This window comes from Pseudomonas sp. BT-42-2 (genome assembly GCF_025847435.2).
In the GTDB taxonomy this organism is placed as follows: Bacteria; Pseudomonadota; Gammaproteobacteria; order Pseudomonadales; family Pseudomonadaceae; genus Aquipseudomonas; species Aquipseudomonas urmiensis.
On the sequence record NZ_JAOYTM010000009.1, the window covers coordinates 217572 to 244060 of the forward strand.

Annotated in this window: 25 protein-coding genes; 3 read left to right on the forward strand and 22 right to left on the reverse strand. The window is 63.4% G+C overall.

Going from position 1 to position 26489, the window contains the following annotated elements:
- Positions 1 to 21: 21 nt before the first annotated feature.
- The 14 genes from smc to ccmA form a co-directional block, all read right to left on the reverse strand.
- Positions 22 to 3510: a chromosome segregation protein SMC gene (gene smc / locus OIU19_RS11025; RefSeq protein WP_264235018.1), complete on the reverse strand. Its 3489-nt coding sequence runs from the start codon at positions 3508 to 3510 to the stop codon at positions 22 to 24.
- Positions 3511 to 3513: 3 nt separating this feature from the next.
- A complete protein-coding gene (locus tag OIU19_RS11030) occupies positions 3514 to 4173 on the reverse strand; it encodes a GntR family transcriptional regulator (RefSeq protein WP_264235019.1) in 660 nt (219 codons plus the stop codon).
- Between the two features lie 163 nt (positions 4174 to 4336).
- The gene (locus tag OIU19_RS11035; protein ID WP_264235020.1) at positions 4337 to 5125 is read right to left on the reverse strand and encodes a PhzF family phenazine biosynthesis protein; all 789 of its coding nucleotides are present in this window, start codon (positions 5123 to 5125) and stop codon (positions 4337 to 4339) included.
- 33 nt (positions 5126 to 5158) lie between these two features.
- Positions 5159 to 6097: a 2-hydroxyacid dehydrogenase gene (locus OIU19_RS11040; RefSeq protein ID WP_264235021.1), complete on the reverse strand. Its 939-nt coding sequence runs from the start codon at positions 6095 to 6097 to the stop codon at positions 5159 to 5161.
- A gap of 189 nt (positions 6098 to 6286) precedes the next feature.
- A complete protein-coding gene (locus tag OIU19_RS11045; protein ID WP_264235022.1) occupies positions 6287 to 6694 on the reverse strand; it encodes a hypothetical protein in 408 nt (135 codons plus the stop codon).
- 12 nt (positions 6695 to 6706) lie between these two features.
- Complete coding sequence (gene ccmI / locus OIU19_RS11050; protein ID WP_264235023.1) at positions 6707 to 7900, reverse strand: c-type cytochrome biogenesis protein CcmI; 1194 nt, start codon at positions 7898 to 7900, stop codon at positions 6707 to 6709.
- Entirely contained in the window at positions 7893 to 8381 is a 489-nt protein-coding gene (locus OIU19_RS11055) for a cytochrome c-type biogenesis protein (RefSeq protein WP_264235024.1), read from the reverse strand. The genes ccmI and OIU19_RS11055 overlap by 8 nt, the downstream gene beginning before the upstream one ends.
- The gene (locus OIU19_RS11060) at positions 8378 to 8914 is read right to left on the reverse strand and encodes a DsbE family thiol:disulfide interchange protein (RefSeq protein ID WP_264235025.1); all 537 of its coding nucleotides are present in this window, start codon (positions 8912 to 8914) and stop codon (positions 8378 to 8380) included. The genes OIU19_RS11055 and OIU19_RS11060 overlap by 4 nt, the downstream gene beginning before the upstream one ends.
- Positions 8911 to 10899 carry a heme lyase CcmF/NrfE family subunit gene (locus tag OIU19_RS11065; RefSeq protein WP_264235026.1) on the reverse strand — a complete coding sequence of 663 codons (1989 nt, stop codon included), beginning with the start codon at positions 10897 to 10899 and terminating at the stop codon, positions 8911 to 8913. The genes OIU19_RS11060 and OIU19_RS11065 overlap by 4 nt, the downstream gene beginning before the upstream one ends.
- A complete protein-coding gene (ccmE, locus tag OIU19_RS11070) occupies positions 10896 to 11351 on the reverse strand; it encodes a cytochrome c maturation protein CcmE (RefSeq protein WP_264235027.1) in 456 nt (151 codons plus the stop codon). Before ccmE ends, OIU19_RS11065 begins: the two co-directional genes overlap by 4 nt.
- Complete coding sequence (gene ccmD / locus OIU19_RS11075) at positions 11348 to 11524, reverse strand: heme exporter protein CcmD (RefSeq protein WP_084858204.1); 177 nt, start codon at positions 11522 to 11524, stop codon at positions 11348 to 11350. Before ccmD ends, ccmE begins: the two co-directional genes overlap by 4 nt.
- Positions 11521 to 12288 carry a heme ABC transporter permease gene (locus tag OIU19_RS11080; RefSeq protein WP_264235029.1) on the reverse strand — a complete coding sequence of 256 codons (768 nt, stop codon included), beginning with the start codon at positions 12286 to 12288 and terminating at the stop codon, positions 11521 to 11523. The genes ccmD and OIU19_RS11080 overlap by 4 nt, the downstream gene beginning before the upstream one ends.
- Positions 12289 to 12345: 57 nt before the next feature.
- Positions 12346 to 13014, reverse strand: coding sequence for a heme exporter protein CcmB (gene ccmB / locus OIU19_RS11085; RefSeq protein WP_264235030.1), 669 nt, complete (start codon positions 13012 to 13014; stop codon positions 12346 to 12348).
- Positions 13011 to 13643, reverse strand: a complete 633-nt coding sequence (gene ccmA, locus OIU19_RS11090; protein WP_264235031.1) for a cytochrome c biogenesis heme-transporting ATPase CcmA — start codon at positions 13641 to 13643, stop codon at positions 13011 to 13013. The genes ccmB and ccmA overlap by 4 nt, the downstream gene beginning before the upstream one ends.
- Positions 13644 to 13795: 152 nt before the next feature.
- On the opposite strand from ccmA, the gene OIU19_RS11095 reads away from it, so the two are divergent.
- From OIU19_RS11095 to OIU19_RS11105, 3 genes are all read left to right on the forward strand, one after another.
- Positions 13796 to 15364: a flagellar hook-length control protein FliK gene (locus tag OIU19_RS11095; RefSeq protein ID WP_264235032.1), complete on the forward strand. Its 1569-nt coding sequence runs from the start codon at positions 13796 to 13798 to the stop codon at positions 15362 to 15364.
- A complete protein-coding gene (locus tag OIU19_RS11100) occupies positions 15361 to 15705 on the forward strand; it encodes an EscU/YscU/HrcU family type III secretion system export apparatus switch protein (protein WP_264235033.1) in 345 nt (114 codons plus the stop codon). Before OIU19_RS11095 ends, OIU19_RS11100 begins: the two co-directional genes overlap by 4 nt.
- A 261-nt stretch (positions 15706 to 15966) precedes the next feature.
- A complete protein-coding gene (locus OIU19_RS11105) occupies positions 15967 to 18729 on the forward strand; it encodes a dermonecrotic toxin domain-containing protein (RefSeq protein WP_264235136.1) in 2763 nt (920 codons plus the stop codon).
- 33 nt (positions 18730 to 18762) lie between these two features.
- Here the strand turns inward: OIU19_RS11105 and OIU19_RS11110 are convergent, their stop codons facing one another.
- The 8 genes from OIU19_RS11110 to OIU19_RS11145 all read right to left on the reverse strand — a co-directional run bounded on the left by OIU19_RS11110 (position 18763) and on the right by OIU19_RS11145 (position 26484).
- Positions 18763 to 19158, reverse strand: coding sequence for a DUF2802 domain-containing protein (locus OIU19_RS11110; protein ID WP_264235034.1), 396 nt, complete (start codon positions 19156 to 19158; stop codon positions 18763 to 18765).
- Between the two features lies 1 nt (position 19159).
- Positions 19160 to 19639 carry a chemotaxis protein CheW gene (locus OIU19_RS11115; RefSeq protein WP_119143286.1) on the reverse strand — a complete coding sequence of 160 codons (480 nt, stop codon included), beginning with the start codon at positions 19637 to 19639 and terminating at the stop codon, positions 19160 to 19162.
- A gap of 70 nt (positions 19640 to 19709) precedes the next feature.
- A complete protein-coding gene (locus OIU19_RS11120; protein WP_264235035.1) occupies positions 19710 to 20600 on the reverse strand; it encodes a CheW domain-containing protein in 891 nt (296 codons plus the stop codon).
- Positions 20600 to 21388 (reverse strand): ParA family protein, encoded by a 789-nt coding sequence (locus tag OIU19_RS11125; RefSeq protein WP_264235036.1) that lies wholly within the window; start codon positions 21386 to 21388, stop codon positions 20600 to 20602. The genes OIU19_RS11120 and OIU19_RS11125 overlap by 1 nt, the downstream gene beginning before the upstream one ends.
- 78 nt (positions 21389 to 21466) lie before the next feature.
- Positions 21467 to 22324 carry a flagellar motor protein MotD gene (gene motD / locus OIU19_RS11130; protein ID WP_264235037.1) on the reverse strand — a complete coding sequence of 286 codons (858 nt, stop codon included), beginning with the start codon at positions 22322 to 22324 and terminating at the stop codon, positions 21467 to 21469.
- Between the two features lie 3 nt (positions 22325 to 22327).
- Positions 22328 to 23068: a flagellar motor protein gene (locus tag OIU19_RS11135; RefSeq protein WP_186555997.1), complete on the reverse strand. Its 741-nt coding sequence runs from the start codon at positions 23066 to 23068 to the stop codon at positions 22328 to 22330.
- Positions 23068 to 24198: a chemotaxis response regulator protein-glutamate methylesterase gene (locus OIU19_RS11140; RefSeq protein ID WP_264235038.1), complete on the reverse strand. Its 1131-nt coding sequence runs from the start codon at positions 24196 to 24198 to the stop codon at positions 23068 to 23070. The genes OIU19_RS11135 and OIU19_RS11140 overlap by 1 nt, the downstream gene beginning before the upstream one ends.
- A gap of 45 nt (positions 24199 to 24243) precedes the next feature.
- Positions 24244 to 26484, reverse strand: a complete 2241-nt coding sequence (locus tag OIU19_RS11145; RefSeq protein WP_264235039.1) for a chemotaxis protein CheA — start codon at positions 26482 to 26484, stop codon at positions 24244 to 24246.
- Positions 26485 to 26489 lie beyond the last annotated feature (5 nt).

Genomic DNA, 26489 nt, shown 5'->3' on the forward strand with positions numbered 1-26489 from the left:
AAAACGCCCTATCTTCGCTCATCAGGTATCAACCATGGCCATTGCTTCCTCCACATCAACTGCAACAAGACGTGAACAGCCCGGTTCGTGCATGGTCACCCCCATCAGTTGATCGGCCATTTCCATGGCAATCTTGTTATGGGTGATGTAGATGAACTGCACGGTCTCGCTCATTTCCTTGACCAGCCGGGCGTACCGCCCGACGTTGGCGTCGTCCAGCGGCGCATCGACTTCATCGAGCATGCAGAACGGTGCCGGGTTGAGTTTGAAGATGGCAAATACCAGCGCCAGGGCGGTCAGGGCTTTTTCGCCGCCGGACAGCAAGTGGATCGTGCTGTTTTTCTTGCCCGGCGGGCGCGCCATGATCGTCACCCCAGTATCGAGTAAATCTTCGCCCGTCAGTTCCAAGTAAGCACTGCCGCCACCGAAAACTTTTGGAAAAAGTGCCTGTAAACCGGCATTTATCTGATCAAAGGTATCCTTGAAGCGATTGCGGGTTTCCTTGTCGATCTTGCGAATGACGTTTTCCAGGGTGTCCAACGCCTCGACCAGATCGGCGTCCTGAGCGTCCAGGTAACGCTTGCGCTCGGACTGCTGCTGGTACTCTTCGATGGCCGCCAGGTTGATCGCCCCCAAGCGCTGGATACGTGCCTCGACCTGCTCGAGCTCCTGCTCGGTGCCCTGCTCGCTGGCGTCGGCTTCGAGGGTGGCGAGCACCCCTTGCAGGTCGAAGCCATCGGCGAGCAACTGCTCCTGCAGGGTGGTGCGGCGCAGCACCAGGCCTTGGGATTCCAGGCGCGACTGCTCAAGCTGGCCGCGCAGCAACTGGGCCTGTTGCTCGGCCTGGGTGCGGCGCTTCTCAGCGTCGCGCAATTGCCGGTCGGCTTCGTCCATGTGCAGGCGCGCCAGACGCATTTCTTCATCGACGCTCATGCGCCGTTCGAGCAGCTCTTCGAGCTTAAGGCGCAATTCCTCTTGCGGCGCCTCGCCCTCCTCCAGGTTCAGGCTCAGTTGCTCCTGGCGCTCACTCAGGCGCGCGGCTTGCTGCTCGAGGCGCTCCAGGGCCTGGCGGGTGGAGTCATGCTGGGCGCGCAACGAGCCCAGGCGCACCGCCAGTTGATGGGCGTGATCCTTGTGCTGGCGCGCTTCCTGGCGGACCCGATCGAGGCCTTCGCGCAAGGTATCGCGACGGGCCATCAACTGCTCGCGCTGCTCGGTGTCCTGGGCCATCAGGTCCAGGGCCTCTTGCAGAATCAGCCGCGCCTCACCCAGCTGCTCATGCTCGATGGCGCGTTGTTCGTTTAGCTCGGTGAGCTCTTCTTCGAGACGGCGGCGGCGCAGTTCCAACTGTTCGGCGCGGGCGCGGCCAGCGGACAGGCGGGCCTTGAGCTCACCCTGCTGGCGGTTCTCATCCTGGCTGCGGCGGCGCAATTGCTCGCGCTGCTCTTCCAGCTCGCGCTGTTGCTCGCGCTGGGCCTGGAGCTGCTGCTCCAGCTGTTCGAGCTGGGCCTGCTGCTCCAGCTGCTCCTGGGCCAGGCGCTCGATTTCCTGCCCGCGCGCCAGCACGCCACCTTCGGCCTCGCCGGCGCGGCTGACTCGCAAGAAATGCCGCCCCACCCAGTAGCCATCGCGACTGACCAGGCTCTGCCTTTCGCTTAACCCGGCACGCTGAGCCAGTGCCTGCTCCAGGTTTTCTACCGGACGCACCTGCTCCAGCCATGGGCTCAGGTCAGTGCGCCCCTCGACCTTGTCCAGCAGGCTGCCCGGCAGCCGCGCCGCCTCGCCTTCAGCCAGCAGCAGGCGCAGATCGCCCTGCTCGAGCGCGGCGAAATCAAGCTGGGTGAAGTCATCCACCAGCACCGCTTGCAGGTCGGCGCCCAGCACGGTTTCCACCGCCAGCTCCCAACCCGGCTCAACGCGCAGCCCCTCGGCCAGTCGCGGGCGCTGCTCCAGGCCTTGGCCGCGCAGCCAGTCGGCGGCGCCAGCGGCAGGCTCCAGGGCCGCTTGCTGCAAGGCTTCGAGGGACGCCAGGCGACCACCCAGGCGCTGCTGATCGCCCTGCAACTGCTGATGTGCCTGAGTGGTTTGCTGGAGCTGTTCACGCACCCCTTCCAGCCGCTCGATCACCTCCTGCTCGGCCATCTGCAGCTCTTCGAGCAGCAGCTCGCTGCTGGCAACCTGCTCGGTCAGCTCAAGCGTGGCGGCGTCCTGCGGGTCGGCGCCAAGCTGGTCGCGTTCCTCGCCTAACTTGCGCTGGCGCTCAGAGAGTCGCTCCAGGCTGGATTCGAGTTGCTGCAAGCGCGACTGCTGGACCTCGGCCTGCCGCCGCGGTTCGGCCGAGCGGGTATTGAAGCTGTCCCACTGCTCCTGCCAGTCGTGCATGCCCAGCTCGGCTTCTTCCAGGGTGGCGGCGGCCTCCTCGGCGGCGGCCAGGGTTATTTCCTGCTCCGGCTCGAGCATCGCCAGCTCTTCACCGAGGGTGGCCAGCAAGGTGCGGTCGTGGCCCAGGTGCGACTCGGTTTCCAGGCGGGTGCGCTCGGCCTCTTTCAGATCATCCTGCAACTGACGCAGGCGCTGTTGGCCGTGCTGGATGCTCTGCTCGACGCGGGCAATATCACCGGCCACCGAATAAAAACGCCCCTGCACCTGGTTGAAGCGCTCGGACAGCTCATGATGGCCATCACGCAGGCGCTCGATGCTCGCATCGGCATTGCGTTGTTCGGCCACCAGGGCCTCGAAGGCCACTTCCTGATCGCCGATGATGGTTTCACGCTGGCCCACCCGCTGGTCCAGATCGCGCCAGCGCAGGGCCGAGAGGCGCGCTTTGAGCTGACGCTCGCTGGCCTTGTACTCGCGGTACTTCTCGGCAGCCTGGGCCTGGCGGTGCAGGCGTTCGAGCTGGCGTTCCAGCTCATCGCGCAGGTCGGTCAGGCGCGCCAGGTTCTCTTGGGTGCGGCGAATGCGCGTCTCGGTCTCGCGGCGGCGCTCCTTGTACTTGGAGATGCCCGCTGCTTCCTCGATGAAGTTGCGCAGTTCTTCAGGCTTGGCCTCGATCAGCTTGGAGATCATGCCCTGCTCGATGATCGAATAGCTGCGCGGGCCCAGGCCGGTGCCAAGGAAAATATCGGTGATGTCACGCCGACGGCACTTGGTGCCGTTGAGGTAGTAGGTATTCTGCGCATCGCGCGTCACTTTGCGCCGGATCGAGATCTCGGCGTAGGCGGCGTATTCGCCGACCAGGGTGTTGTCGCTGTTATCGAACACCAGCTCGATGCTGGCCTGGCTGACCGGCTTGCGGCTGGTCGAGCCATTGAAGATGACGTCGGTCATCGACTCGCCACGCAGGTTTTTCGCCGAGCTTTCGCCCATCACCCAGCGCACTGCATCGATGATGTTGGATTTGCCGCAGCCATTGGGCCCGACCACAGCGGCCATATTGCTGGGGAAATTGACCGTGGTCGGGTCGACGAACGACTTGAACCCGGCCAGGCGAATGCACTTGAGGCGCATCGATCAGGTCCGCGCCAACGCCGCCAGCACCAGCTCGCAGCTGCGCTGGCAGTAGGCGACCAGCACCTCGCGGATGCGCGGCAGATCGCGCGCGACCACAGCCTCGAGCAGGCGCGAGAACAGGTCGAGGTAGTCGAGCATGTTCGCCTGGCGCTGATCCAGGGCCAGGTAATAGGCGCGGCTCATGGCCGGCTGCAGGTTTTCTACGGTTTCTTGCAGGTACGGATTGTCGGCGAACGGATAAGCGGCGCGCATCACGGCAAAGCTTTCGGCGACGAAGGTCTTGATGTCGGTACTGCTGTAGGCCTGCTGCAGGCGCTGCTGAATCGCCAGGAACGGCAGCAGGTCGCTGTCAGTCCGCCATTTCTGCGCGACGGCGTTGCCCAGCAGGATATAGAACTCGCCCATCAGCGCGCACAGGCTGCGCACACTGCGCTCGTCGAGCTTGGTCACATGGGCGCCACGACGCGGCAAGATCGCGACCAGATGGCGACGTTCGAGGATCAATAGCGCCTCGCGCACCGAGCCACGGCTGACGTTCAGGGCCTGGGTGACCTTTTGCTCCTGGATGCGTTCGCCCGGCGCCAGCTCGCCGCGGATGATCCGCTCGGCCAGGTAATGGGCGATCTGCTCGGAGAGGCTGTCCGGCGCCTTGAACGTCATGGTTTTCCTTCAAAATCATTGAACTGGGTACAAGGGGCGGATTGTAGCGCACTTGCCTGGAGGGCGAGCAGAGGGGCGTGGCGGTTTATTCGAGTGGTTATTGCCGATGATGGCACGGTAAGCGCATGAACCAGCCAAGCCAAGCGCCTACCCGCCTCAATGGTCAGATGAATACTGTACCGCGCAGATACAACGCGCCCTTGCCACTGATGATCACCCGGCCATTACCAGGCACCTGGCAGTGCAATTGGCCCTTACGCGCGCCACCCTGCTCGCAGCTCAGGCTGCTCTGATCCAGGCGCTCGGCCCAGTATGGCGCCAGCGATGTGTGGGCAGAACCGGTCACCGGGTCTTCATTGACCCCTACGCGCGGCCCGAACCAGCGGGTGACGAAATCAAACCCACGACCCGGCGCAGTCACCGCGATCCCGCGCACGTCAAACCCGGCCAACGCGACAAAGTCCGGCGCCAGGGTCTCGATCAGCGAGGCATCGTCAATCACCACCAAATAATCGTCTGTGCGATAGACCCCGCGGGCGCGGCTCAAGCCGAGCGCTTCGAGCAAGCCCGACGGCGTCTCGACCGCCACCGGCTGTTTGGCCGGGAAGTCCATCGCCAGCAAGCCATCAGCGCCACGGCTGACGCGCAACTCGCCGCTGCGGGTATTGAACCGCAACACCTGCGCCTGCTCCCCCAGCTGCTCGAACAGCACCCAGGCTGCCGCCAAGGTCGCATGCCCACACAGATCGACCTCCACCGTCGGGGTGAACCAGCGCAAGTCATAGCCCGCCTGGTTTTTCACGAAATAGGCGGTCTCGGACAGATTGTTCTCTTCGGCAATGCGTTGCAGCAGCTCATCGGGCAGCCAGTTTTCAAGGGGGATCACCGCTGCCGGGTTGCCACCAAAGGGCTGGGCGGAAAACGCATCTACCTGGAAGATCTCAAGTTGCATGCAAAAAGCTCCACGGTCGAAAAACCAAAATGCTCAAGGACGAACCGGGGTCAATACCGGCTCGCCAGCGAAGAATGCCTGCAGGTTACGCAGCACCAGGGCCACGGTATCGCGTGCAGCCTCCGGCGATTGCCCGGCAACGTGAGGCGTCAGCACGGTATTGCCCAGCGCCTTGAGCGGCTCGGGCACTGACGGCTCGTCATCGAACACATCCAGGGCAGCGCCCGCGATCGTGCCTTGCTGCAAGGCTTCAATCAGCGCCTGGGTGTCGACCACGCTGGCGCGGGCGATATTGACCAGATAGCCCTCGGCGCCCAGCGCCTGAAGCACCTGCGCGTCCACCAGATGGTGGGTGTTGGCACCGCCCGGGGTGGCCACCACCAGAATATCGACCGCCTCGGCCAGGTGTTGCGGGCTGTCGTACCAGCTGTATGCAACGTCTTCACGCGGGGTGCGGCTGTGGTAACTGATGGCCATGTCAAAACCCAGCGAAGCACGCTTGGCAATCGCCAGCCCGACCGCACCCAGGCCGAGAATCCCTAAGCGCTTGCCCGACACCGAGGGGCTGATGACCCGGTTCCATTCACCGCGACGGGTACTGGCATCGGCGCGGGGGATATCGCGCAGCAGGGCCAGCAGCAGGGCCAGGGTGTGGTCGGCGACGGCTGGCGCATTGGCGCCAGCGCCATTGGTCACGGTAATGCCGCGCGCCGCTGCGGCAGGCAAGTCGACCTGCTCGTAGCCCGCGCCGATCACGCAGATGATCTGCAACTTGGGCAGGGCGTCGATTTCGGCGGCGGTCAGGCCCAGTGGCCCGCGGGTAAGGACTGCATCGATCTCGCCGGCATGGCGCACGATGGCGTCGGCGCGCAGTTGTGGCGATGGCGCGCGAATCAGGCGGTAGCCGGCCTGTTCGAGCAATGGCAGGTAATCGTCGACGGTTTCAACCAGTACCAGGACTGTCTTGCTCATGCACCCCTCCGGCTCAATGCGAGGGGGGATTATGCGCGGTTAGTGGCCAGTACAGTCAATTGGAGAATTAGGCGCTGACTGTACTGTATTGGTTAGCGAATTCTAGCAGGCCAATCCCGGCCTCATCGCGGGGCAAGCCCGCTCCCACGCAGATGGCGTGGGAGCGGGCTTGCCCCGCGATGAGGCACCCTATTGGGCGAAGGCACGCCCCAGGCCTCCGGGCACGCCACTGCTATCGGTCTCCTGCCACGGCCCATCCGGGCTCAGCGACCAGCTCCAGCCGCCGTCATAGCGGTAGTAGGTGCGCTGGCGGTAGAAGGTGTTGGTTTTTTTCTCCAGCACATACACGCCCAGCTTCGGATCCCAGTGGCTGGCGCCACCCGGTGGCGGTGCGAAGCTGGCCGAGGTGCGCGGCATCGGCTTGGGAATCGCCGCTGGTTTGCTCGGCTGAGTACCCGGTAGCGGCTTGACTGCCGGACCTGGACGCGGCGGTACGCTTTCGATCGGTGGCAATGGCTGCTCGACCGGCTCGCGCACCGTACACGCAGACAGACCCAGGGCCAGGGTGATCAGGGTCAAGCGGACGGTGCTGTTCATGGAGGGGTTCTCTTAGCGGTCGGGGCTGTCGATGGTCAGGTGCTGAGTGCCGGCAGTGCGGTTGCTCAGCGGTGCGCTCTGGCCAACCCATTCACCTTGGGTCGGCTGGCCGGCGCGCGAGACGCGTGCAACCAGTTGGACTTCGCTGAAATCGGACAGTTTCATCTGCGGCATCATCGCGTCGGCATCGGACAACTCGACGTCGATTGGCAGCTGCGCAATGGTCACCCGCTTGGCCGCGACCGGCATGGGCGGACCATTGCTGGCGCGGGCAAAAATGAACACGGTGTCGCCTGGCTGGACTTTGTCCTTGAGCGCCGCAGCCAGTTCCACCCGCACTTTCAAACGCGCCGCAGGCGCCGCTTGCGCAGGCTTGCCAGGACTAGTGGAAAGTTTCTCGGCGGCGCGATCGATCCCCCCCTGCAACGCCGCTCGTGAGGCATCACCCTCGGGCAATTGCGCCAGCAAGCGCTGCCAATAATCGATAGCCTCCTGATAATGCTCGCCCTCGAACGCAGCGATGCCACGCAGCCCCAGGCTGGTCACTTCTTTTGGATCAGCCTTGAGGGCTTCGTCAGTCAGCGCCTGCACCTGCGCGCTCCACTGCTTATCAGCCGCGAAATACAAGGCTTGCGCCCACTGTCCCAGCAATTCGGGCTGACGGCCTGCCAAGGCTACCGCACGCTCGAAGGTTCGCGCAGCGTCCGCCGGGCGCTGGTCGGCCATATAGGCGCGACCGAGGAAATACAGGCCCTCGGCAGAATCAGGCTGCGCCTGAACCGCGCGCTCCAGACGGCTGGTCATCTCCTGCATGGACTTGGGCGCCTCGGCGAATTCGCGGGTCAGCTCGACCTGCTCGGCAGCGCCAAAATGCAGATACAGCCCCAACCCCATCACCGGCACCAGTACCGCCGCCAGCAGCGGCAGCGCCTTGCCCAGATGGCCCTGGCGCGGCGCTTGGGCCTCTTCGGTATCGGCCAGCAGCTCGCGGGCCGCTTCATCGCGGCCGCTCGCCAGTTGCTCGGCATCGAGCACGCCGGCAGCCTGTTGGGCGGCCAGTTCGGCAACCCGTTCCTGGTACAGGGCCACGTTGAGGGCGGTGCGGTCTTCTTCCTGCTGGCGACGACGGCCACGCAGGATCGGGATCAGTAAAAAACCGAGGGCAGCGAGCAACAGCAGGCCCGCGCTAAGCCAGAATTCAGTCATGGGTACGTTCTTTTTCCAGCAGTTTGGCGAGACGTTCGCGTTGTTCGGCAGACAGCTCCTGGGAGCCAGCCGGCACTGGCCGCCGACGCCGACGGACGATCACCGCCAGCACCACGAAGCCACCGACCAGGAGGATCCCCGGGCCGAACCAGAGCAGCCAAGTGCGCCCGTTCAGCGCCGGTTTGTAGCGCACGAAGTCGCCGTAGCGGTCGACCATGAACTCGACGATCTGCTGATTGCTCTTGCCTTCGCCGAGCATGCGGAAGATCTCCCGCCGCAGGTCGGCGGCGATCGGCGCGTTGGAGTCGGCGATGTCCTGGTTCTGGCACTTGGGGCAGCGCAGTTCCTTGGTCAGTTGCTGATAGCGCTCGCGCTCGGCGTCGTCACGAAACTGATAGGTATCGATGGCCGCCCTGGCCACCCCGGCCAGGCCCAAGCCGAGAAAGAGCCCCAGCACAGCGACTGCCAGCCCCCGCTTCATGGCTTGGCCTCATCGACCAGGCCCTGGTACAGCGGTGCCAACTGCTCGCGCCACACCGTGGCATCGACGACGCCGACATGCTTGTAGCGAATGATGCCCTTGGCATCGATCAGGAAGGTCTCCGGCGCGCCATACACGCCCAAGTCCAGCCCGAGGCTGCCCTGCTCATCGCGGATGTCCAGCTGATAGGGGTTGTGGAATTCGGCCAGCCATTTCAGCGCGGCGGCGTTGTCGTCCTTGTAGTTGACGCCATGAATCACCACGCCCTGCTCGGCCAACTGGTTCAGGTACGGGTGCTCGACCTTGCACGATGGGCACCAGGTGGCCCACACGTTGACCAGCGCCGGGCGGCCCAGCAGATCAGCCTCGCTCAGGGTTCGCTCACCCTGCACCGAGGCCAGGGAGAACGCCGGGAACGGCTTGCCGATCATTGCCGAAGGCAGTTCATCGGGCTTGAGGAACAGCCCCTTGTAGAGAAACACCGCCATCAGCAGGAACACCGCCAATGGCACGACCATGATCCAACGCTTCATGCAGTTGCTCCAGACACGCCCAGGACATCACGGACCCGGGTCTTGACCTTGACGCGGTAGCGCCGGTCGAAGGCCGCCAGCACGCCGCCCAGGCCGGTCAACAGACCGCCCAGCCAGATCCAGCGAACGTAAGGCTTGATGTGCACCCGCACCGCCCAGGCGCCGTTTTCCAACGGCTCGCCGAGGGCGACATACAGGTCTCGGGTGAAGCCGGCATCGATGCCAGCCTCGGTCATCATCGACTGCTGCACGGTGTACAGGCGCTTCTCGGGATGCAGCACCGAGATCTCCCGGCCATCACGCGAGACCCGCACGGTGCCCTTGTCGGAGATGAAGTTGGGCCCCTCGAAGTGCTTGGCGCCTTCGAACAGGAAGTGATAGCCGCCCAGCTCGACACTCTCGCCCGGCGCCATGCGCAGGTCGCGCTCGGCGCTGTTGTTGCTCGACAGCACCACGCCCAGGGCGCACACCGCCAGGCCCAGGTGCGCCAGGTGCATGCCCCAGTAGCTGCGCGACAGGCCGCGCAGGCCCTTGCCCAGGCCTTTGTGGCGGGTCTTGTCGAGGATGTCGCGCAGCCCGGCCAGAACCACCCAGGCCGCGAGGGCGAAGGTCGCCAGCGCCGGCCAGTCGAAATCGTCGGCGATAAAGCCTGCGAGCGGCGCGAGGATCGCGCTGCCAATCAGTACCGGGGTCAGCATGCTTGCCAGCCACTTGCCGGGAGTGTCTTTCCAGCGCACCAGTACGCCGACGCCAAGCACCACCATCAGCAGCGCCATCAACGGCAGGAACAAGGCATCGAAATACGGCGGGCCGACCGACAGCTTGGCGCCGGTCAGGGCATCGAGCACCAGTGGGTAGAGGGTGCCGAGCAAGATCATCGACGCCGCCACCACCAGCACCAGGTTGTTGGCCAGCAGCAGCGTCTCACGCGACCACAGGGCGAAACCTACGTGGCTCTTGACCACTGGCGCGCGCAGGGCGAACAAGGTCAGCGAGCCGCCGACCACGAACAGCAGGAAGATCAGGATGAACACGCCGCGTGAAGGGTCGGCGGCAAACGCGTGTACTGAGGTCAACACCCCGGATCGAACCAGGAAGGTGCCCAGCAGGCTCAGCGAGAAGGCGGCAATCGCCAGCAGCACCGTCCAGCTTTTGAACACTCCGCGTTTTTCCGTGACGGCCAGCGAGTGGATCAGCGCCGTGCCGACCAGCCAGGGCATGAACGAGGCGTTTTCGACCGGGTCCCAGAACCACCAACCGCCCCAGCCCAACTCGTAGTAGGCCCACCACGAGCCCAGCGTGATGCCGACGCCGAGAAAGGCCCAGGCGACGATGGTCCACGGCCGCGACCAGCGCGCCCAGGCCGCATCCAGGCGGCCGCCGAGCAAGGCGGCGATGGCGAAGGCGAAGGCCACCGAGAACCCGACGTAGCCCATGTAGAGCATCGGCGGATGGACGATCAGACCGAAGTCCTGCAACAAGGGGTTAAGGTCTCGACCATCGGTTGGCACCTGCGGCAGCAGGCGCTGGAACGGGTTGGAGGTGATGATCAGGAACGACAGGAAACCGACGCTGATCATGCCCATCACCGCCAGCACCCGGGCCAGCATCACCTGCGGCAACTGGCGCGAGAACACCGATACGGCAAAGGTCCAGCCGCCAAGGATCAAGGCCCACAGCAGCAGCGAGCCCTCGTGCGCGCCCCACACTGCGCTGAACTTGTAGTACCAGGGCAAGGCGCTGTTGGAGTTGCTGGCGACATAGGCGACCGAAAAGTTGTCGGTCATGAAGGCGTGGGTCAGGCAGGCGAAGGCAAAGCTGAGGAAGGCGAACTGGCCGCAGGCCGCGGGGCGCGCCAGGCTCATCCACAGGCTGTCGCCGCGCCAGGCGCCGAGCAGCGGCACACTGGCCTGCACTACGGCAAAGCAGATCGCCAGGATCATCGCCAACTGGCCCAATTCAGGGACTACCAAGGCTGCGTTCATGGTTTGCGCTCCACGCCACTTGCCGCCTGGCCGCTTTCCTTAAGGGCTTTGGTGACCTCTGGCGGCATGTATTTCTCATCGTGCTTGGCCAGTACTTCGTCGGCTACCACCTCGCCTTGGGCATTGAGTTTGCCCAGGGCGACGATGCCCTGCCCTTCGCGGAACAGGTCAGGCAGGATGCCGCGGTAGGTGATTGGCACCGACTTGTTGAAGTCGGTGACCACGAAGCGTACGTCCAGCGAGTCGGTCGAGCGCTGTACCGAGCCTTTCTCGACCATGCCGCCAGCGCGGATGCGGGTGTCCTGCGGCGCTTCGCCGTTGGCGATCTGGGTCGGTGTATAGAACAGGTTGATGTTCTGCTGCAGGGCACTCAGGGCGAAGCCAAGGGCGATGCCGACACCGACCAGCAGGCCGAGGATGAGCAACAGGCGTTTCTTGCGCTGCGGATTCACTGGTTGTTCTCCCGGCGCAGACGGCGCGCCTCTTCTTGCAGGTAGCGACGTCGGGCCAGCAGTGGCGCCGCGACATTGAGCGCCAGCACGGCCAGGCAGATGCCGTAGGCCGACCAGACGTACAGGCCATGGTGGCCCATGGCGAGAAAATCGCCGAACGAGGCAAAGCTCATCGCACCGCCCTCTGACCCAGACTGTTCAACACTTCCTCCCTGACCCAACTGGCGCGCGCCTCGCGCTTGAGCACTTCAAGGCGCATGCGCACGAGCAGCACCGCGCCGAAGAAGCAGTAGAAGCCCAGCACCGTCAGCAGCAGCGGCAGCCACATCTCGACCGGCATGGCGGGCTTTTCGGTGAGGGTGAAGGTCGCGCCCTGATGCAGGGTGTTCCACCACTCCACCGAGTACTTGATGATTGGAATATTGACCACACCGACGATCGCCAGCACCGCGCAGGCCTTGGCCGAGCTGTCACGATTGCTGATCGCCTGGCCCAGCGCAATGATGCCGAAGTACAGGAAAAGCAGGATGAGCATCGACGTAAGGCGGGCGTCCCAGACCCACCAGCTGCCCCAGGTCGGCTTGCCCCAGATCGCCCCGGTCAGCAATGCCACCGCAGTCATCCAGGCGCCAATGGGCGCCGCGCACTGCAGGGCGACATCGGCGATCTTCATCTTCCATACCAGGCCGACGATGCCGGCCACCGCCAGCAGTACGTAGCACGACTGCGCCAGCATGGCAGCAGGCACGTGGATATAGATGATGCGAAAGCTGTTGCCTTGTTGGTAATCCTGCGGGGCGAACGCCAGGCCCCAGGTGATGCCCACCGCCAGCAGCGCGATGGCAGCGATGGTCAGCCACGGCAGCATGCGGCCGCTGATGGCATAGAACCATTTGGGGGAACCGAGCTTATGGAACCACGTCCAGCTTATTTTCATCAGGGTACATCCGGTCTTGTCTGGGCTTTAGGCGTCAATCCGTAGGCCCAGATCTCGTTATTCGCCGACGCTGATCTTCAGGCCGGCCGCGATCGCAAAGGGTGCCAAGGTCACAGCCAGGGCAGTCAGGCTGGCCAGCCACAACAAATGGCCGGTCGCTGGCATATTCTGCAACGCCGCTTGCAAGGCGCCACTGCCCAGGATCAATACTGGGATATACAACGGCAAGATCAGCAACGCCAGCAGCAAACCGCCGCGCTTGAGACCGACCGTCAGCGCCGCGCCCACCGCGCCGAGCAAACTCAGTATCGGCGTGCCCAGCAGCAGCGAGGCGAGCAGCACTGGCAGGCAACTCGCTGGCAGGCCAAGCATCAATGCCAGGAGCGGAGCCAACAATACCAGCGCCAGCCCGGAAAAGATCCAGTGCGCCAGCACCTTGGCCAGCACCAGCATCGGCAAGGGATGCGGCGACAGCACCCATTGTTCGAGCGAGCCGTCCTCGAAATCACTGCGAAACAGCCCGTCCAGCGAGAGCAATACCGCCAGCAATGCGGCGACCCAGACCAGCCCCGGCGACAAGGTTTGCAACAATTGTGTCTCAGGGCCGACCGCCAGTGGAAACAGGGCGACCACGATGGCGAAGAACACCAAGGGGTTGGCCAACTCCGCCGGGCGGCGGAACAACAGACGGGCCTCGCGCCGCAACAACAGGACGAATACGCTCATGCCGCCCACTGCCCCACATTCAGTTCACGATAACCGGACGGCTTGCGCTCGAGGCTGTGATGGGTGGTCAACACGACCGTGCCACCGGCCTCGCAGTGGGCGGCCAGATGCGCCTCAAGCTGAGCCACACCCTGTTTATCCAGGGCAGTGAACGGTTCGTCGAGGATCCACAGCGGTGGGCTGTGCAGATACAGCCGAGCCAGCGCCACGCGGCGCTGCTGGCCGGCCGACAAGGTGTGACACGGCACATCCTCGAAGCCGCGCAGGCCCACCGCTGCCAGCGCCTGCCAGATCGCCTCGGGGGTGGCGGGCTGGTGCAGGGCGCACAACCAGGCGAGGTTCTCTTCGGCAGTGAGCAGGTCCTTGATGCCAGCGGCATGGCCGATCCACAAGAGGATGCTGGCCAGGGCATGGCGCTGCTCGGTCAGCGGCTGGCCATTGAGCAGGATCTGTCCGGCAGTCGGCTGCATCAACCCCGCCAACAGGCGCAGCAGACTGGTCTTGCCGCTGCCGTTAGGGCCGCTGACCTGGAGCATGTCGCCAGGGCGCAGCTGAAAATCCAGGTGCTCGAACAGCAGGCGCCAGTCGCGCTCGCAGGCCAGGCCAGTGGCTTGAAGGTCCAGGGTCACGGTTTCGCCTTATTCTGTGTCGGGTCTCGGCCAATATCTCAAGTCACCCCCTGCCCTGCCGTTATAGTGGGCAGTGGCGGGCGGCGCGGACGGCATTATTACATGCGACGACTCGCTGCCAAGAGGGCTGGCTCCACAGGTTGTATACAATCATGACCGAAATCAATAGTCTCGGCGCACAAACCGCGCTAGGCCCGCAAGCGGCCAAGGCCGCCATGACCGGCGAACTGCTGCGCCTGCTGCAGCCGCAGCCCGGTATCGTGCCGCCTGGCGAAACGGCCAAGGCCGAGGTGATGTCCTTGCGCCAGCTCGGCGTCGACTTCCAGTTGCTGCTGCGCCTGACCCTGGCCAACGGAACCCAGAGCCAAGTTCAGACCACTGCCAGCCAGCCACTGCCACCCGGCACTCAGTTGATGGTCAGCCAGGCTGACGGCAACCGCCTGGCGGTCATGGTGCAGCAGGCCAACGCCAGCAACGTCGCCACCCTCACCCGCCTGGACACCGCACAAATACCGGTGGGCACCCTGCTGCAAGGCAAAGTGCTGACTAACCAGGCGCTGCCGGTCAATCCGGGCGAGGCGGCCAGTTTCCGTTCGCTGGTCAGCCTGCTCAACAGCAGCCAGGCCGGCGCCACCTTGAGCATCGAAAGCCCCCGGCCACTGGCGGTCGGCAGCCTGCTCAGCGCCTTGGTGCAGAGTGATCAATCTTTGCGTTTCGTACCGCTGAGCGGTCGTCAGGATCAATTGCTGATCTCCCAGCAGCTGGCCTCCCAACAGAGCCGACAGGCATCGCTGCCAGGGCTGTTGAGCGCGCTGCAACAGTTGACCAGCAGCGCTGGTGGCAATGGCGCACTGCGTGCCAGCGCCGAGCGCCTGTTGGCCAGCCTGCCGCAAGCCAGTCAACTGGGCGATGCCAAGGCGGTGGCGCAAGCGCTGAACAACAGCGGCGCATTTCTTGAGGCGAAACTGCTGGGCGGCTTGAGCGCAGGCATCGTGCCCGACCTCAAGGCGCAGTTGGTCAGGCTGGTGGCGCAAGCCTTGCCCGGCGTGCCGGGCAACCCACTACTCAACCCAGCCATTGCCGCCAACACCCTAGCCCAGGTGCTGCCTGGCATGGCACGCAGTGCCTTGGGGATGCTCGACAAGGTCAGCCCGCGACCACAACCGGGTAGTTTTCCGCTGCCCTCGCGCCTGCTGCAAAGCCTTGAGCAGGAGGCCGACCTGCAACAGCTGCTGCGCCTGGCCGCCGCCGCCATCTCGCGCCTGCAAAGCCATGCCCTGTCCAGCTTGCAGCAGACCGGTACGCTGGAAAACGGCAACCTGCAGACCACCTGGCAAACCGAGATCCCCGTGCGTCATGGCCAGGACTTCATCCCCTTGCAGGTCAAACTGCAACGCGAGGAGACGCCGCAGCAGCAAGCCGACCCGCAGCGTGAGCAACGTGATCCACAGCAATCGCTGTGGCGCATCGAGCTGGCATTCGACCTGGCCCCGCTTGGCCCGTTGCAGGTGCAGGCGCAACTGAGCCAAGGCCGGCTGTCCGGCCAGTTGTGGGCGGAGCTACCGCGTACCGCCGAGCTGATCGACAGCCAGCTGGGCCACCTGCGTGAGCGTCTGCTGCAGCGTGGCCTGGATGTAGGGGATCTGGAGTGCCGCCCCGGCATCCCGCCGCAAGGCCCTCGGACCCGACTGGAGCAACGCTGGGTGGACGAAACCGCATGAGCAAGCAACCGCCACGTCAGGCCATCGCCCTGAGCTACGACGGCCAACAAGCGCCCACGCTCAGCGCCAAGGGCGATGACGCCCTGGCCGAAGCGATCCTGGCGATCGCCCGCGAACATGAAGTGCCGATTTATGAGAACGCAGAATTGGTGCGCCTGCTGGCACGCCTGGAGTTGGGCGAGCAGATCCCCGAGGCGCTGTATCTGACCATCGCCGAGATCATTGCCTTTGCTTGGCAGTTGCGCGGCAAGGTGCCGGCAGGGTTCAACGACGAGGCTGTAAACGAACGCGATATCACCGCGCCCCCACTTGGCCTGCCGATGGGACCTAGCAAGCTCTAACCCTCTCCAGATTGCGCCCGCCCTGAATCAATGGCTGTTGCGGCTCAGCCCCCAGCATGCAGTGCTCAACCTCAGTGAGTGGGTACAGCGTGCTCAAGCCCGGCGCCCCTTGGGCCAGAGCGCCTCGATAGGCCATGGGCAAAGTGGCGACGCAGCGGGTGCACTGCGCCACGCCCGGCGGCTCTATCGCAGCACTATGTACCGCACCGCTTAAAGAGCCTTGGGTGAACCTAACTGCTCCTATTAAGCTGGGTGACCGACATGACCCCATCCCTCATCAACGCTGCCGGCGTACAGTACGTGCGCGCCCATCTGGCAAATTTTCCGCGTCCTGACCGTGAGGCCGCTCAGGCCATACGCGACTGGGCATCGAGCAACGGCCTGGCCTTGGATCCAGACCGGATCGATGTGGTCACCTTGCACTATCGCCCTGATGGCCCACAGGGCTATCAGGCGCTGATCAGGCAGCGCCTGAGCCTGACTCAGGCGGTGCTGGGCAACTGGCAAGGCGAATCCAACAACGACGCCATAGGCGCCCTGTTTTCGGCCTCCTGGGCGGGCACCTTGCCCAATGGCCCAATCAAGATCGTCGAGCACCTGCCGCCACTCGGGCCGTTCGATAACAGCGCCGCGTTTGAAGTGTTCAATGGGTTGTTCCGCCGCACCGACCCGATGCGCTACGAGCCCGCCACACAGGTACACATACCCGCGGAAAAATTCCAGCGCTTTATCGAAAAGCTCGATTTCCACTCCCACTACCGCGCGCAGCTCGACCGTTATTGGCAACAACATCTGGACAGTCATCGCCTGTCCAGCAAGCTCAACTTCATTGCTGCCTGCAATAAGCAAGTCAGCGAAGGCAGTCTCAGTGACGCGGCACGAAAGCTGGTCTGGCGTGCCGCGAGGCTGATACCACGAGGACGCAAACTGCGCTTGAGCACATTGTCCGTTTACGGGTATGCCGCAACAGACCTTCTGTTCATCAACGAAGGCGAGACCGACCTGAGCCTGCTGTACCTACCCGGCAACAGTTCGCCGTTTCTGGAGTTTGCCAACCAAAACCTGCTCAAGGACTGGTTCGGCGAACAGTGTCAGTCCTCCGCCAAACGTCAAGCGCTCAAACAGTATTTCAACCTCGCCGATGGACCAGATGGCCTCGACTTCAGTGGCCTTGACACAGCCCTGGCGGGCATGGGCGATTACCCTGCCGTCCATCGACTGTCTTCTGATCGACCAGGTTTTACGACTGACGGACGCTGGTCGCCACGCGACTATGTCAACTACCGACCGGTAAAGTACAACCCACGGCTAACCGGCGATCTGTTCATGGCTGTGACGCTGCGACAACAGCAGCGCAGTTACGCCGATGCCGACTTCATCATCACCAGCAACAGCGAGGTCACCAAGGCCAGATGGCGTAGCTATCTCACCTCTGCGCTCAATCTGCTAATGCCCATGACCTTCGTAATACCTGGCCTGGCCCCGCTGCTCGCGCTCGGTGGCATAGCCCAGCTAGGCCTGGGGTTGGATCAGGCGATCAATGGCAAGACGCAGGAGGCGAAGGCTGATGGCGTCAGCAACATTGCTTACGGTTTGTTCAATGCCACGCCCTTGGCAGTGGCGGGCCTGACCAAAAGTGCCGAGATATTCCGGCTCAAAACCGATGGCTTTGTCTTGCCGAGCCGAGTCAACGACCAGATAGGCTACCCGCTGAGCCCGAGCGACCCGCCGCGGCTGCCCGAACTGGATGTCGCGCCCTACTTCCACAGCCCCGATCCCACTGCCCCACTGGATGACCTGCCCTCTGGAGAAAGCCCGGTTTCACGCATTCCTCAGTACACAGGCATGGCCGACCGGCTCAGCGCTCTGACGATCATTGAAGGTAACGTCCTAGTCGAGCTGGAGCTGGTCTATGACATGGAGTTCGATCTGTTCATTGAGCAAAGCCGCCTCAATGAGGTCAACGCACCCTACTACCAAGCTACTCCAGGTGAATTCGCCGTCGAGCGCGCTGACCCGCATGCTCGATCCGTCACAAATCCGATGCGGGTCACCACCCTGCGCAGTCTAGGGATAGACCTACCTATACCGGTAGAGCTGCCTGTGCCACTACGTGGCGAGGCGATTCCCAAGACAATCACCTCGCTCTGGGTCGGAGACAAGGTCATCGGCGCAGAGCTGTTGGAAAACGTTGCCAAGAACGCCAAGCGGCTCAAGGGCGGCGCCTATCAGTACCGGTTGTACCTGTCCCACGCAGACGCTGTCGCGCACACGGAAAACCTGCGTCTACTCAAGAGCAAGGCCCCTGACCTGCAAGTTCATACACTGGAGGAGCAACCTTTCTTCATCTCATTCAAGCAAAGCAAGTATTTCGCTCAGTACCAGGACGCTTTGGATGGCAATGCAGGAGTCGCCACCAACTACCCGTCGGCCTGCGATGTACTGCGCTACCCAATGCTGCACCATGAGGGCGGTTTGTACATGGACCTGGACGATGAGTTACTTGCCGCCAGCGGCAGGCGCTTGGGCTGTATTGGCGCCGGAGCGTGCGTGGCAGAGGCGATCGATGAGGTGGAGCTGGCGACCAGCAAAAACGGCTTGCTGCTTCATCCGGCGATGTCCAATGAAAAACTAGGGATGCACTTTCAGTACAATACCAGCATGATCGGCAGCCACCCAGGCAACCCGACCTTGGTGGCCATTTCTGATGAAATGCACGCACGCTATCAGAGCGAACCGGATCTCTATCGTAGCAAGCCAAGCCTGGCTGAAGACCCAACAGGATTTTATGAGTACGCCAGTCGCTTGAATCGCCTCACCGGGCCGGCCCTGTTCACCGATGTGGTCGACCGATTGCTCCCCGATCTGTACCGACTGCGCCAGCTCAGAAAGCTGTATGGCCTGCCCCGCACCAAAAGCTGGTTGTACGTGAATCTGCAGGCTTGGATGCTCGTTGAAAAAGAGCTATTGCCCCTCAGCCGCTTTGCCAAAGTCGGTGGCCAGCATGCGTGGATCACTACCTAAATGAAAACAGGCGACCCTGGTCGCCTGTTCTGCTCACTCGCCACGGTGCAACTTACTCATCAGTTGCGCCTCGGCTTGGGTCAAGCCGCAGGTTTGAGTCAGCTCCTCGATGCTGGCGCCCATCCCCACCAGCTTGGCCGCCTGGGTAAAGGTCACGTCATTAGGATCGCGCTGCTCCAGCTGCTGCAGCTTGTCTGGCAACGGCGCCACCACCGCACGCAGCTCATGGATCGCCTCCCCCATGCGCACGGTGCCATTCTGGTAGTCGTCCAGGCGCTTGGCCAGGTCCTTGATGCGCTGGTCGCGCAGCGCATCACCTTGAGCCTGCTGGGCGGCCAGCTCGCGCTGGCGCTTGCTGTAGTTGAGAAAAAACCACAGGCTCAGCGCCCACAACAGCGCCAGGAAGATGACAGCAACCTCGAAAATCAACTCAGATGTTCTCCAGCTCGGACCATTCTTCCTCGGTCATCATCTTGTCCAGCTCGACCAGGATCAGCAGCTCGCCATTCTTGTTGCACACGCCTTGGATGAACTTGGCCGACTCTTCGTTACCCACGTTTGGCGCGGTCTCGATCTCCGACTGACGCAGGTACACAACTTCGGCGACGCTATCGACCAGAATGCCGACCACTTGCTTGTCGGCCTCGATGATGACAATCCGGGTGTTGTCGGTCACTTCGGTCGGCACCAGGCCAAAGCGCTGGCGAGTGTCGATCACGGTGACCACGTTACCGCGCAGGTTGATGATGCCCAGCACGTAGCTCGGCGCACCCGGAACCGGAGCGATCTCGGTGTAACGCAGGACTTCCTGCACCTGCATGACATTGATGCCATAGGACTCGTTGTCCAGGCGGAAGGTTACCCACTGCAGGATCGGATCTTCGGAACCTTGTGCGGACGACTTTTTCATTCCCCTACCCCTCAAAATCCGCCATCGGCGGTGTGCTCGGTGTGGCCGCGGCAGCAGCGGCCGTCATTTATTAGTGTTTGGCGTGCAGCTGCTTGACGGCGCCGCTGGCGATCAACTCGGCCAGTTCAGCGACATCGAGCAAGGCACACATGTGCTCGATCACCGTGCCGGCCAACCACGGGCGTTGCCCGCGCTGGCTGCGCCACTTGATCTCGTTCGGGTCCAGGCGCAACGAACGGCTGACCTGATGCACCGCCAGCCCCCACTCATAGCCCTGGACGGAAATCACGTACTGCAAGCCCTGGCGAAAGTCATCGCGGTAGCGGTCAGGCATCACCCAGCGCGCGGTATCCAGAACCTTGAGATTGCCCGCCTGGCAGCTGAGGATGCCGAGGAACCAGTCCGGCTGGCCAAACAGTGGCGTCAGCTCCTGGCCGGCCAGGCTATAAATCGACCCCAGGCATACCAGGGGTACCGCCAGGGTCAGCCCGGCGACATCGAACAGCAAGCATTCGAAAGGCTCGGCGGCCCATTGCGGCCGGCCGTCAACCGTCGCTGGCGGCGCTGGAACGTTGGGCGCAGGCAGGTGCACCTCGACCAACGGCGCGACCGGCTCAGGCGCCTGAACTTCGGTCAGCACCGGAATACTGGCTTCGACCACCACCTGGGCCTCGACCACGGTGACCACCGGCTCTGCCACTGGCGCGGCAGGCGCCAGCACCGTGGCGAGCACCTTGGGTTGCGGCTCGGCAAAAGGCCGTGGGGCTGACGTTGGCGCAGGCTCGATCTGACGCTGGGCGTCGCGGGCCTGCTCTTCGCGTACCGCAGCCTCGAAGTCTTCGCTCGGCGCCGGCTGTGCAGCGGGCGCCTCGAACGTCTCGGTAGCGTCCTGCAGCAAGCCGTCCAGATAGGACTGCAAGGCCAACTGCGGCTTGCTGGTAATGGGCCGGGCTGAGTTCATCAGGCCACCTGCAGTGCGGATTTGTAAGTGAGCAAGTGCTTGAGCAAGGCGCGATAGGCAACCACCCCGCGGCTCTTGCCGTCGAACTGCGAAGGCGTGACGCCCGCCCGGCTAGCATCGCGCAGACGCGTGTCGACCGGGATATAGCCCTGCCAGACGTTCTCGGCGTAGGTATCGCGCAGCACTTTGAGCGTGCCCAAGGAAGCCTGGGTACGGCGATCGAACAGGGTCGGCACGATCTGGTAGGGCAGCGCCTGCTTGCGCGAGCGGTTGATCATGGCCAGGGTGCCAACCATCCGCTCCAGGCCCTTGACCGCGAGAAACTCGGTCTGCACCGGAATCACCAGTTGCTGACTGGCGGCCAGGGCATTGACCATCAGCACGCCGAGCAAGGGCGGGCTGTCGATCAGGGCGAAGTCGAAATCCTGCCACAGCTGCGCCAGACTCTTGGCGATCACCAGGCCCAGGCCACTCTGTCCTGGCGACTGGCGTTCGAGCACGGCCAGCGCGGTACTCGAAGGCAGCAGGGAAATACGCTCATCACTGGTCGGCAGCAGCAACTGCCCCGGCAGCCCCTCAGGCACCGTGCCCTTGTGCAGGAACAGGTCATAGCAACTGTGCTCCAGCGCATCGGGGTTGTGCCCGAAATAGCTGGTCATGGAGCCGTGCGGGTCAAGGTCGACCACGACCACGCGCTTGCCCGCCTCGGCCAGCAGCCCGGCCAGAGCGATGGTAGTGGTGGTCTTGCCGACGCCACCTTTTTGATTGGCTACTGCCCAGACTCTCATGGTGCCTTGCTTCCTCCCGGTATGGCCGCCTGCCCTGCCGGGAACGGTGTGAAAATGGGTGACGGGGATTTGACGGGGCTAGCCCCCTCCCGCCGCTGCAGGCGTTGCAGGTGCACTTTGTGTGCCAGCGCGGCGCAATGCCGAATCTGGCGTGGCATTGGCGCTGCCGGTAGCCGTGAGACTACGGCGCACTTCCAGATTGCGCGAAATCACCAGCACCACTCGGCGGTTACGCGCACGCCCTTCGGCGCTGTCATTACTTGCCACCGGCTGGTATTCGCCATAGCCCACCGAGGCCATCCGCCCAGGGTTTACACCATTCATCGCCAGCAGGCGGACGATGCTCGCCGCGCGCGAGGCCGACAGTTCCCAATTGGTTGGGTACTGGGCAGTTCGGATCGGCATGTTGTCGGTAAAGCCTTCGACATGCACCGGGTTGGCGAATGGCTTGAGGATATTGGCCACCTTCTCGATGATCTCGAAGGCAACGTCGCTGGGCATGGCATCGCCACTGCCGAACAGCAGCGCCGAGTTGAGCTCGACCTCGACCCACAGCTCGTTGCCACGCACGGTCATCTGGTCAGATTTGATCAAGTCGCCAAACGCTTCGCGCACATCGTCGCTGATAGTCTGCAAAGGATCGTTGCTGGTCTGAGCCAGGCCCGCATCGGTCTGCTCGCTGTCCTTGATCAAGGGCTCGGCCGGCCTCACACTCAGCGGCTGCTCATCACCGATCGGGATCGGCTTCATGCTCCGCTCAGGGTCGTTGAATACCCCGAGCAGAGCCTGGGAAATGACCTTGTACTTGCCCTCGTTGATCGAAGAGATCGAGTACATGACCACGAAGAAGGCGAACAGCAAGGTGATGAAGTCTGCATATGACACCAGCCAACGCTCGTGATTCTCGTGTTCCTCGGTGTGACGACGGCGACGCATGGCTTACTCCATGAAGCCTTGCAGCTTCAGCTCGATCGAGCGTGGGTTTTCGCCTTCGGCGATCGACAGCAGGCCTTCGAGGAGCATCTCGCGATAGCGCGACTGACGCATGACGATGGCTTTGAGCTTGTTGGCGATCGGCAGCAGGATCAAGTTGGCACTGGCCACGCCATAGATGGTGGCAACGAAGGCCACGGCAATGCCATTGCCCAACTGCGAAGGATCGGCCAGGTTGCCCATCACATGGATCAGGCCCATCACCGCACCGATGATGCCGATGGTCGGCGCGTAGCCGCCCATGCTTTCAAATACCTTGGCGGCCTGGATATCGCGGCCTTCCTGGGTCAGGAAATCGACCTCAAGGATACTGCGGATAGCCTCGGGCTCAGCGCCGTCGACCAGCAACTGCAAGCCCTTGCGCGCATACGGATCAGGTTCGCCATCGGCCACCCCTTCCAGCCCCAGCAAGCCTTCCTTGCGAGCGGTGAGGCTCCAGTTGACTACCCGATCGATACCGCCAGCCAGGTCTACCCGCGGCGGGAAGATGATCCAGCGGACAATCTGCAGGGCACGCTTGAACGACGACAACGGCGCCTGCAACAACGCCGCCGCCAGGGTGCCGCCCAGCACGATCAGCGCCGCCGGGCCATTGAGCAGCGCACCCACGTGGCCACCCTCGAGGAAGTTGCCACCGACGATGGCGACGAAGGCGAGGATCAGGCCAATCAGGCTCAAGACATCCATCAGACGCAGGCCTCGACCAGGTGCTTGCCGATCTCGTCCAGGCTGTACACCGCATCGGCCAGGTTGGCCTTGACGATGGCCATGGGCATGCCATAGATCACGCAGCTGGCTTCATCCTGGGCCCACACGGTGCTGCCGCCTTGCTTGAGCAAACGCGCGCCTTCGCGGCCGTCCGCGCCCATGCCGGTGAGGACCACCGAGAGCACTTTGTCGCCGTAGGACTTGGCAGCCGAGCCAAAGGTGATGTCCACGCAGGGCTTGTAGTTCAGGCGCTCGTCACCCGGCAGGATCTTCACCGTACCACGCCCGTCGACCATCATCTGCTTGCCGCCCGGGGCCAGCAGCGCCAGGCCTGGGCGCAGCACATCACCGTCTTCGGCTTCCTTGACGCTGATCTTGCACAGCTTGTCGAGGCGTTCGGCGAAGGCCTTGGTGAAGGCTGCCGGCATGTGCTGGATCAGCACGATCGGCGCCGGGAAGTTGGCCGGTAGTTGGGTCAGGACCCGCTGCAGGGCCACCGGGCCACCGGTCGAGGTCCCAATCGCCACCAGTTTGTAGGGCTTGCGCTTGGGTGCGGGCGAGTGCGTTGCGGCGGGAGCCGCAGCGCTACGTGCAGGTGCAGGCGCGCTAGCACGCACCGGAGCACTGCTGGCAAAGCTGCTGGAAGGCGGGTGGCTGCTCGACGCCGGGCTTGCGGCTGGCGCAGGCGCGGCGTAGCTGCCCAAGCGGCGGTTGCTGCGCGAAATGGTGTGGACCTTTTCGCAGAGCATCTGCTTGACCTTGTCAGGGTTGCGCGAGATGTCTTCGAAGTTCTTCGGCAGATAGTCCACCGCCCCGGCATCCAGCGCATCGAGGGTCACCCGGGCGCCTTCATGGGTCAGCGAGGAGAACATCAACACCGGCGTCGGGCAGCGCTGCATGATGTGGCGCACGGCGGTGATGCCGTCCATCATGGGCATTTCATAGTCCATGGTGATCACATCGGGCTTGAGCGACAGCGCCTGGTCGATTGCTTCCTTGCCATTGGTCGCGGTCCCCACGACCTGAATGGTCGGGTCGGCCGAGAGAATTTCCGAGACACGGCGGCGGAAGAAACCGGAATCATCCACCACCAGGACCTTGACTGCCATAAACACTCCATTAGGCGGCGCAACCGCCAGGCTGCGCCACCGAAATCAATAACGCTTGGCGGCGTAACGCTTGAGCATGCTCGGGACGTCGAGGATCAACGCGATGCGGCCGTCGCCAGTGATGGTGGCGCCAGACATACCCGGCGTGCCCTGCAGCATCTTGCCCAACGGCTTGATCACCACCTCTTCCTGGCCGACCAGTTGGTCGACGACGAAGCCAATGCGCTGGGTGCCGACCGAGAGGATCACCACGTGGCCCTCGCGTTGCTCCTCGTGCACCTGGTCCTGGACCAGCCAGCGCTTGAGGTAGAACAGCGGCAACGCCTTGTCGCGCACGATCACCACTTCCTGACCGTCGACCACATTGGTGCGCGACAGGTCGAGGTGGAAGATCTCGTTGACGTTGACCAGCGGGAAGGCGAACGCCTGGTTGCCCAGCATCACCATCAGTGTCGGCATGATCGCCAAGGTCAGCGGCACCTTGATGACGATCTTCGAGCCCTGGCCCTTGGCCGAGTAGATGTTGATCGAGCCATTGAGCTGGGAGATCTTGGTTTTCACCACGTCCATGCCCACGCCACGGCCAGACACATCGGAGATCTCGGTCTTGGTCGAGAAGCCCGGGGCGAAGATCAGGTTGTAGCAGTCCGACTCGCTCAGGCGATCGGCTGCGTCCTTGTCCATCAAGCCCTTTTCCACCGCCTTGGCGCGCAGGATGTTGGGGTCCATGCCCTTGCCGTCATCGGAGATCGACAGCAGGATATGGTCGCCTTCCTGCTCGGCCGACAGCACCACCTTGCCGGTGCGCGCCTTGCCAGAGGCTTCGCGCTCGTCAGGCATTTCCACGCCATGGTCGACTGCATTGCGCACCAAGTGCACCAGCGGATCGGCCAGGGCCTCGACCAGGTTCTTGTCGAGGTCGGTTTCTTCACCGACCAGCTCCAGGTTGATTTCTTTCTTGAGCTGGCGTGCCAGGTCACGGACCAAGCGCGGGAAGCGGCCGAAGACCTTCTTGATCGGCTGCATGCGGGTTTTCATCACCGCAGTCTGCAAGTCGGCGGTGACCACATCGAGGTTGGACACAGCCTTGGACATGGCCTCGTCGCCGCTATTGAGGCCCAGGCGCACCAGGCGGTTACGCACCAGCACCAGTTCGCCGACCATGTTCATGATCTCGTCCAGGCGCGCGGTATCGACCCGCACGGTGGTTTCCGCTTCGCTGACGTGCTTCTCGCCAGCCGGGGCCGGGGCACGGGCTGGGGCGGCCGGTTTGGCAGCAGCAGCTGCAGGCGCTGCGGCGGGAGGCGGGGCTGGTTTGGGCGCAGGCGTTGGTGCAGGCTGAGCTTGGGCCTTGGCCGCTACCGGTGCGGCAGCAACGGCAGCCGCTGGGGTTTCGGCAGTGGCCGTGTCGCCAGAGAACTTGCCCTTGCCATGCAACTGGTCGAGCAAGGCTTCGAACTCATGCTCACTGATCTCATCGCCCGACGCCGCAGGCGCGCCAGCAGCGGCAGGCGCCGCCGTGGCTGGCAATGCATCGGCGGCGAAGGTGCCCTTGCCATGCAACTGGTCGAGCAGCGCTTCGAATTCGTCGTCGGTGATTTCATCGCCAACCGGCGCCTCAGCAGCGGCCTCAGCAGCGCTGGCCACGACCTCAGGCGAGAACTGGCCCTTGCCATGCAGCTGATCGAGCAGCGATTCGAACTCGGCGTCGCTGATTTCGTCGCCTTCAGCGCTGGGTGCTTCGCCCTGCAGCTGTTCGGCAGCGGCCGCCTCAGCCTTGACCGCATCGAGCGAGTCGAGCAGTTGCTCGAATTCGGTGTCGGTGATGTCCGGTTCGGCGGCGGGAGCCTGGGCAACCGGCACCTCTTCGACGACCGCGGCAACCGGCTCAGCGGCGCCGGGCTCAGCCAGACGCGACAAGGCCGCCAGCAGCTCAGGCGTGGCCGGGGTGACTTCGCTACGCTCGCGAACCTGGCCGAACATGCTGTTGACCGTGTCCAGCGCTTCGAGGACCACGTCCATCAGCTCGGCGTCGACCCGACGCTCACCTTTGCGCAGGATGTCGAAGACGTTCTCTGCGATATGGCAGCACTCCACCAGCTCATTGAGCTGAAGGAAGCCGGCGCCCCCTTTTACAGTGTGAAAACCGCGGAAAATTGCATTGAGCAGGTCGGCATCATCCGGTCGGCTTTCCAGCTCGACCAATTGCTCGGACAGTTGCTCAAGAATTTCGCCGGCTTCTACCAGGAAATCCTGAAGGATTTCTTCATCGGCGCCGAAGCTCATTAAAC

What these genes read in the sequence shown, in the direction of transcription:
- smc (WP_264235018.1), bottom strand. Translation starts at nt 3,510, where the DNA reads ATGCGCCTCAAGTGCATTCGCCTGGCCGGGTTCAAGTCGTTCGTCGAC.
- OIU19_RS11030 (WP_264235019.1), bottom strand. Translation starts at nt 4,173, where the DNA reads ATGACGTTCAAGGCGCCGGACAGCCTCTCCGAGCAGATCGCCCATTAC.
- OIU19_RS11035 (WP_264235020.1), bottom strand. Translation starts at nt 5,125, where the DNA reads ATGCAACTTGAGATCTTCCAGGTAGATGCGTTTTCCGCCCAGCCCTTT.
- OIU19_RS11040 (WP_264235021.1), bottom strand. Translation starts at nt 6,097, where the DNA reads ATGAGCAAGACAGTCCTGGTACTGGTTGAAACCGTCGACGATTACCTG.
- OIU19_RS11045 (WP_264235022.1), bottom strand. Translation starts at nt 6,694, where the DNA reads ATGAACAGCACCGTCCGCTTGACCCTGATCACCCTGGCCCTGGGTCTG.
- ccmI (WP_264235023.1), bottom strand. Translation starts at nt 7,900, where the DNA reads ATGACTGAATTCTGGCTTAGCGCGGGCCTGCTGTTGCTCGCTGCCCTC.
- OIU19_RS11055 (WP_264235024.1), bottom strand. Translation starts at nt 8,381, where the DNA reads ATGAAGCGGGGGCTGGCAGTCGCTGTGCTGGGGCTCTTTCTCGGCTTG.
- OIU19_RS11060 (WP_264235025.1), bottom strand. Translation starts at nt 8,914, where the DNA reads ATGAAGCGTTGGATCATGGTCGTGCCATTGGCGGTGTTCCTGCTGATG.
- OIU19_RS11065 (WP_264235026.1), bottom strand. Translation starts at nt 10,899, where the DNA reads ATGAACGCAGCCTTGGTAGTCCCTGAATTGGGCCAGTTGGCGATGATC.
- ccmD (WP_084858204.1), bottom strand. Translation starts at nt 11,524, where the DNA reads ATGAGCTTTGCCTCGTTCGGCGATTTTCTCGCCATGGGCCACCATGGC.
- OIU19_RS11080 (WP_264235029.1), bottom strand. Translation starts at nt 12,288, where the DNA reads ATGAAAATAAGCTGGACGTGGTTCCATAAGCTCGGTTCCCCCAAATGG.
- ccmB (WP_264235030.1), bottom strand. Translation starts at nt 13,014, where the DNA reads ATGAGCGTATTCGTCCTGTTGTTGCGGCGCGAGGCCCGTCTGTTGTTC.
- OIU19_RS11095 (WP_264235032.1), top strand. Translation starts at nt 13,796, where the DNA reads ATGACCGAAATCAATAGTCTCGGCGCACAAACCGCGCTAGGCCCGCAA.
- OIU19_RS11100 (WP_264235033.1), top strand. Translation starts at nt 15,361, where the DNA reads ATGAGCAAGCAACCGCCACGTCAGGCCATCGCCCTGAGCTACGACGGC.
- OIU19_RS11105 (WP_264235136.1), top strand. Translation starts at nt 15,967, where the DNA reads ATGACCCCATCCCTCATCAACGCTGCCGGCGTACAGTACGTGCGCGCC.
- OIU19_RS11115 (WP_119143286.1), bottom strand. Translation starts at nt 19,639, where the DNA reads ATGAAAAAGTCGTCCGCACAAGGTTCCGAAGATCCGATCCTGCAGTGG.
- OIU19_RS11120 (WP_264235035.1), bottom strand. Translation starts at nt 20,600, where the DNA reads ATGAACTCAGCCCGGCCCATTACCAGCAAGCCGCAGTTGGCCTTGCAG.
- OIU19_RS11125 (WP_264235036.1), bottom strand. Translation starts at nt 21,388, where the DNA reads ATGAGAGTCTGGGCAGTAGCCAATCAAAAAGGTGGCGTCGGCAAGACC.
- motD (WP_264235037.1), bottom strand. Translation starts at nt 22,324, where the DNA reads ATGCGTCGCCGTCGTCACACCGAGGAACACGAGAATCACGAGCGTTGG.
- OIU19_RS11135 (WP_186555997.1), bottom strand. Translation starts at nt 23,068, where the DNA reads ATGGATGTCTTGAGCCTGATTGGCCTGATCCTCGCCTTCGTCGCCATC.
- OIU19_RS11140 (WP_264235038.1), bottom strand. Translation starts at nt 24,198, where the DNA reads ATGGCAGTCAAGGTCCTGGTGGTGGATGATTCCGGTTTCTTCCGCCGC.
- OIU19_RS11145 (WP_264235039.1), bottom strand. Translation starts at nt 26,484, where the DNA reads ATGAGCTTCGGCGCCGATGAAGAAATCCTTCAGGATTTCCTGGTAGAA.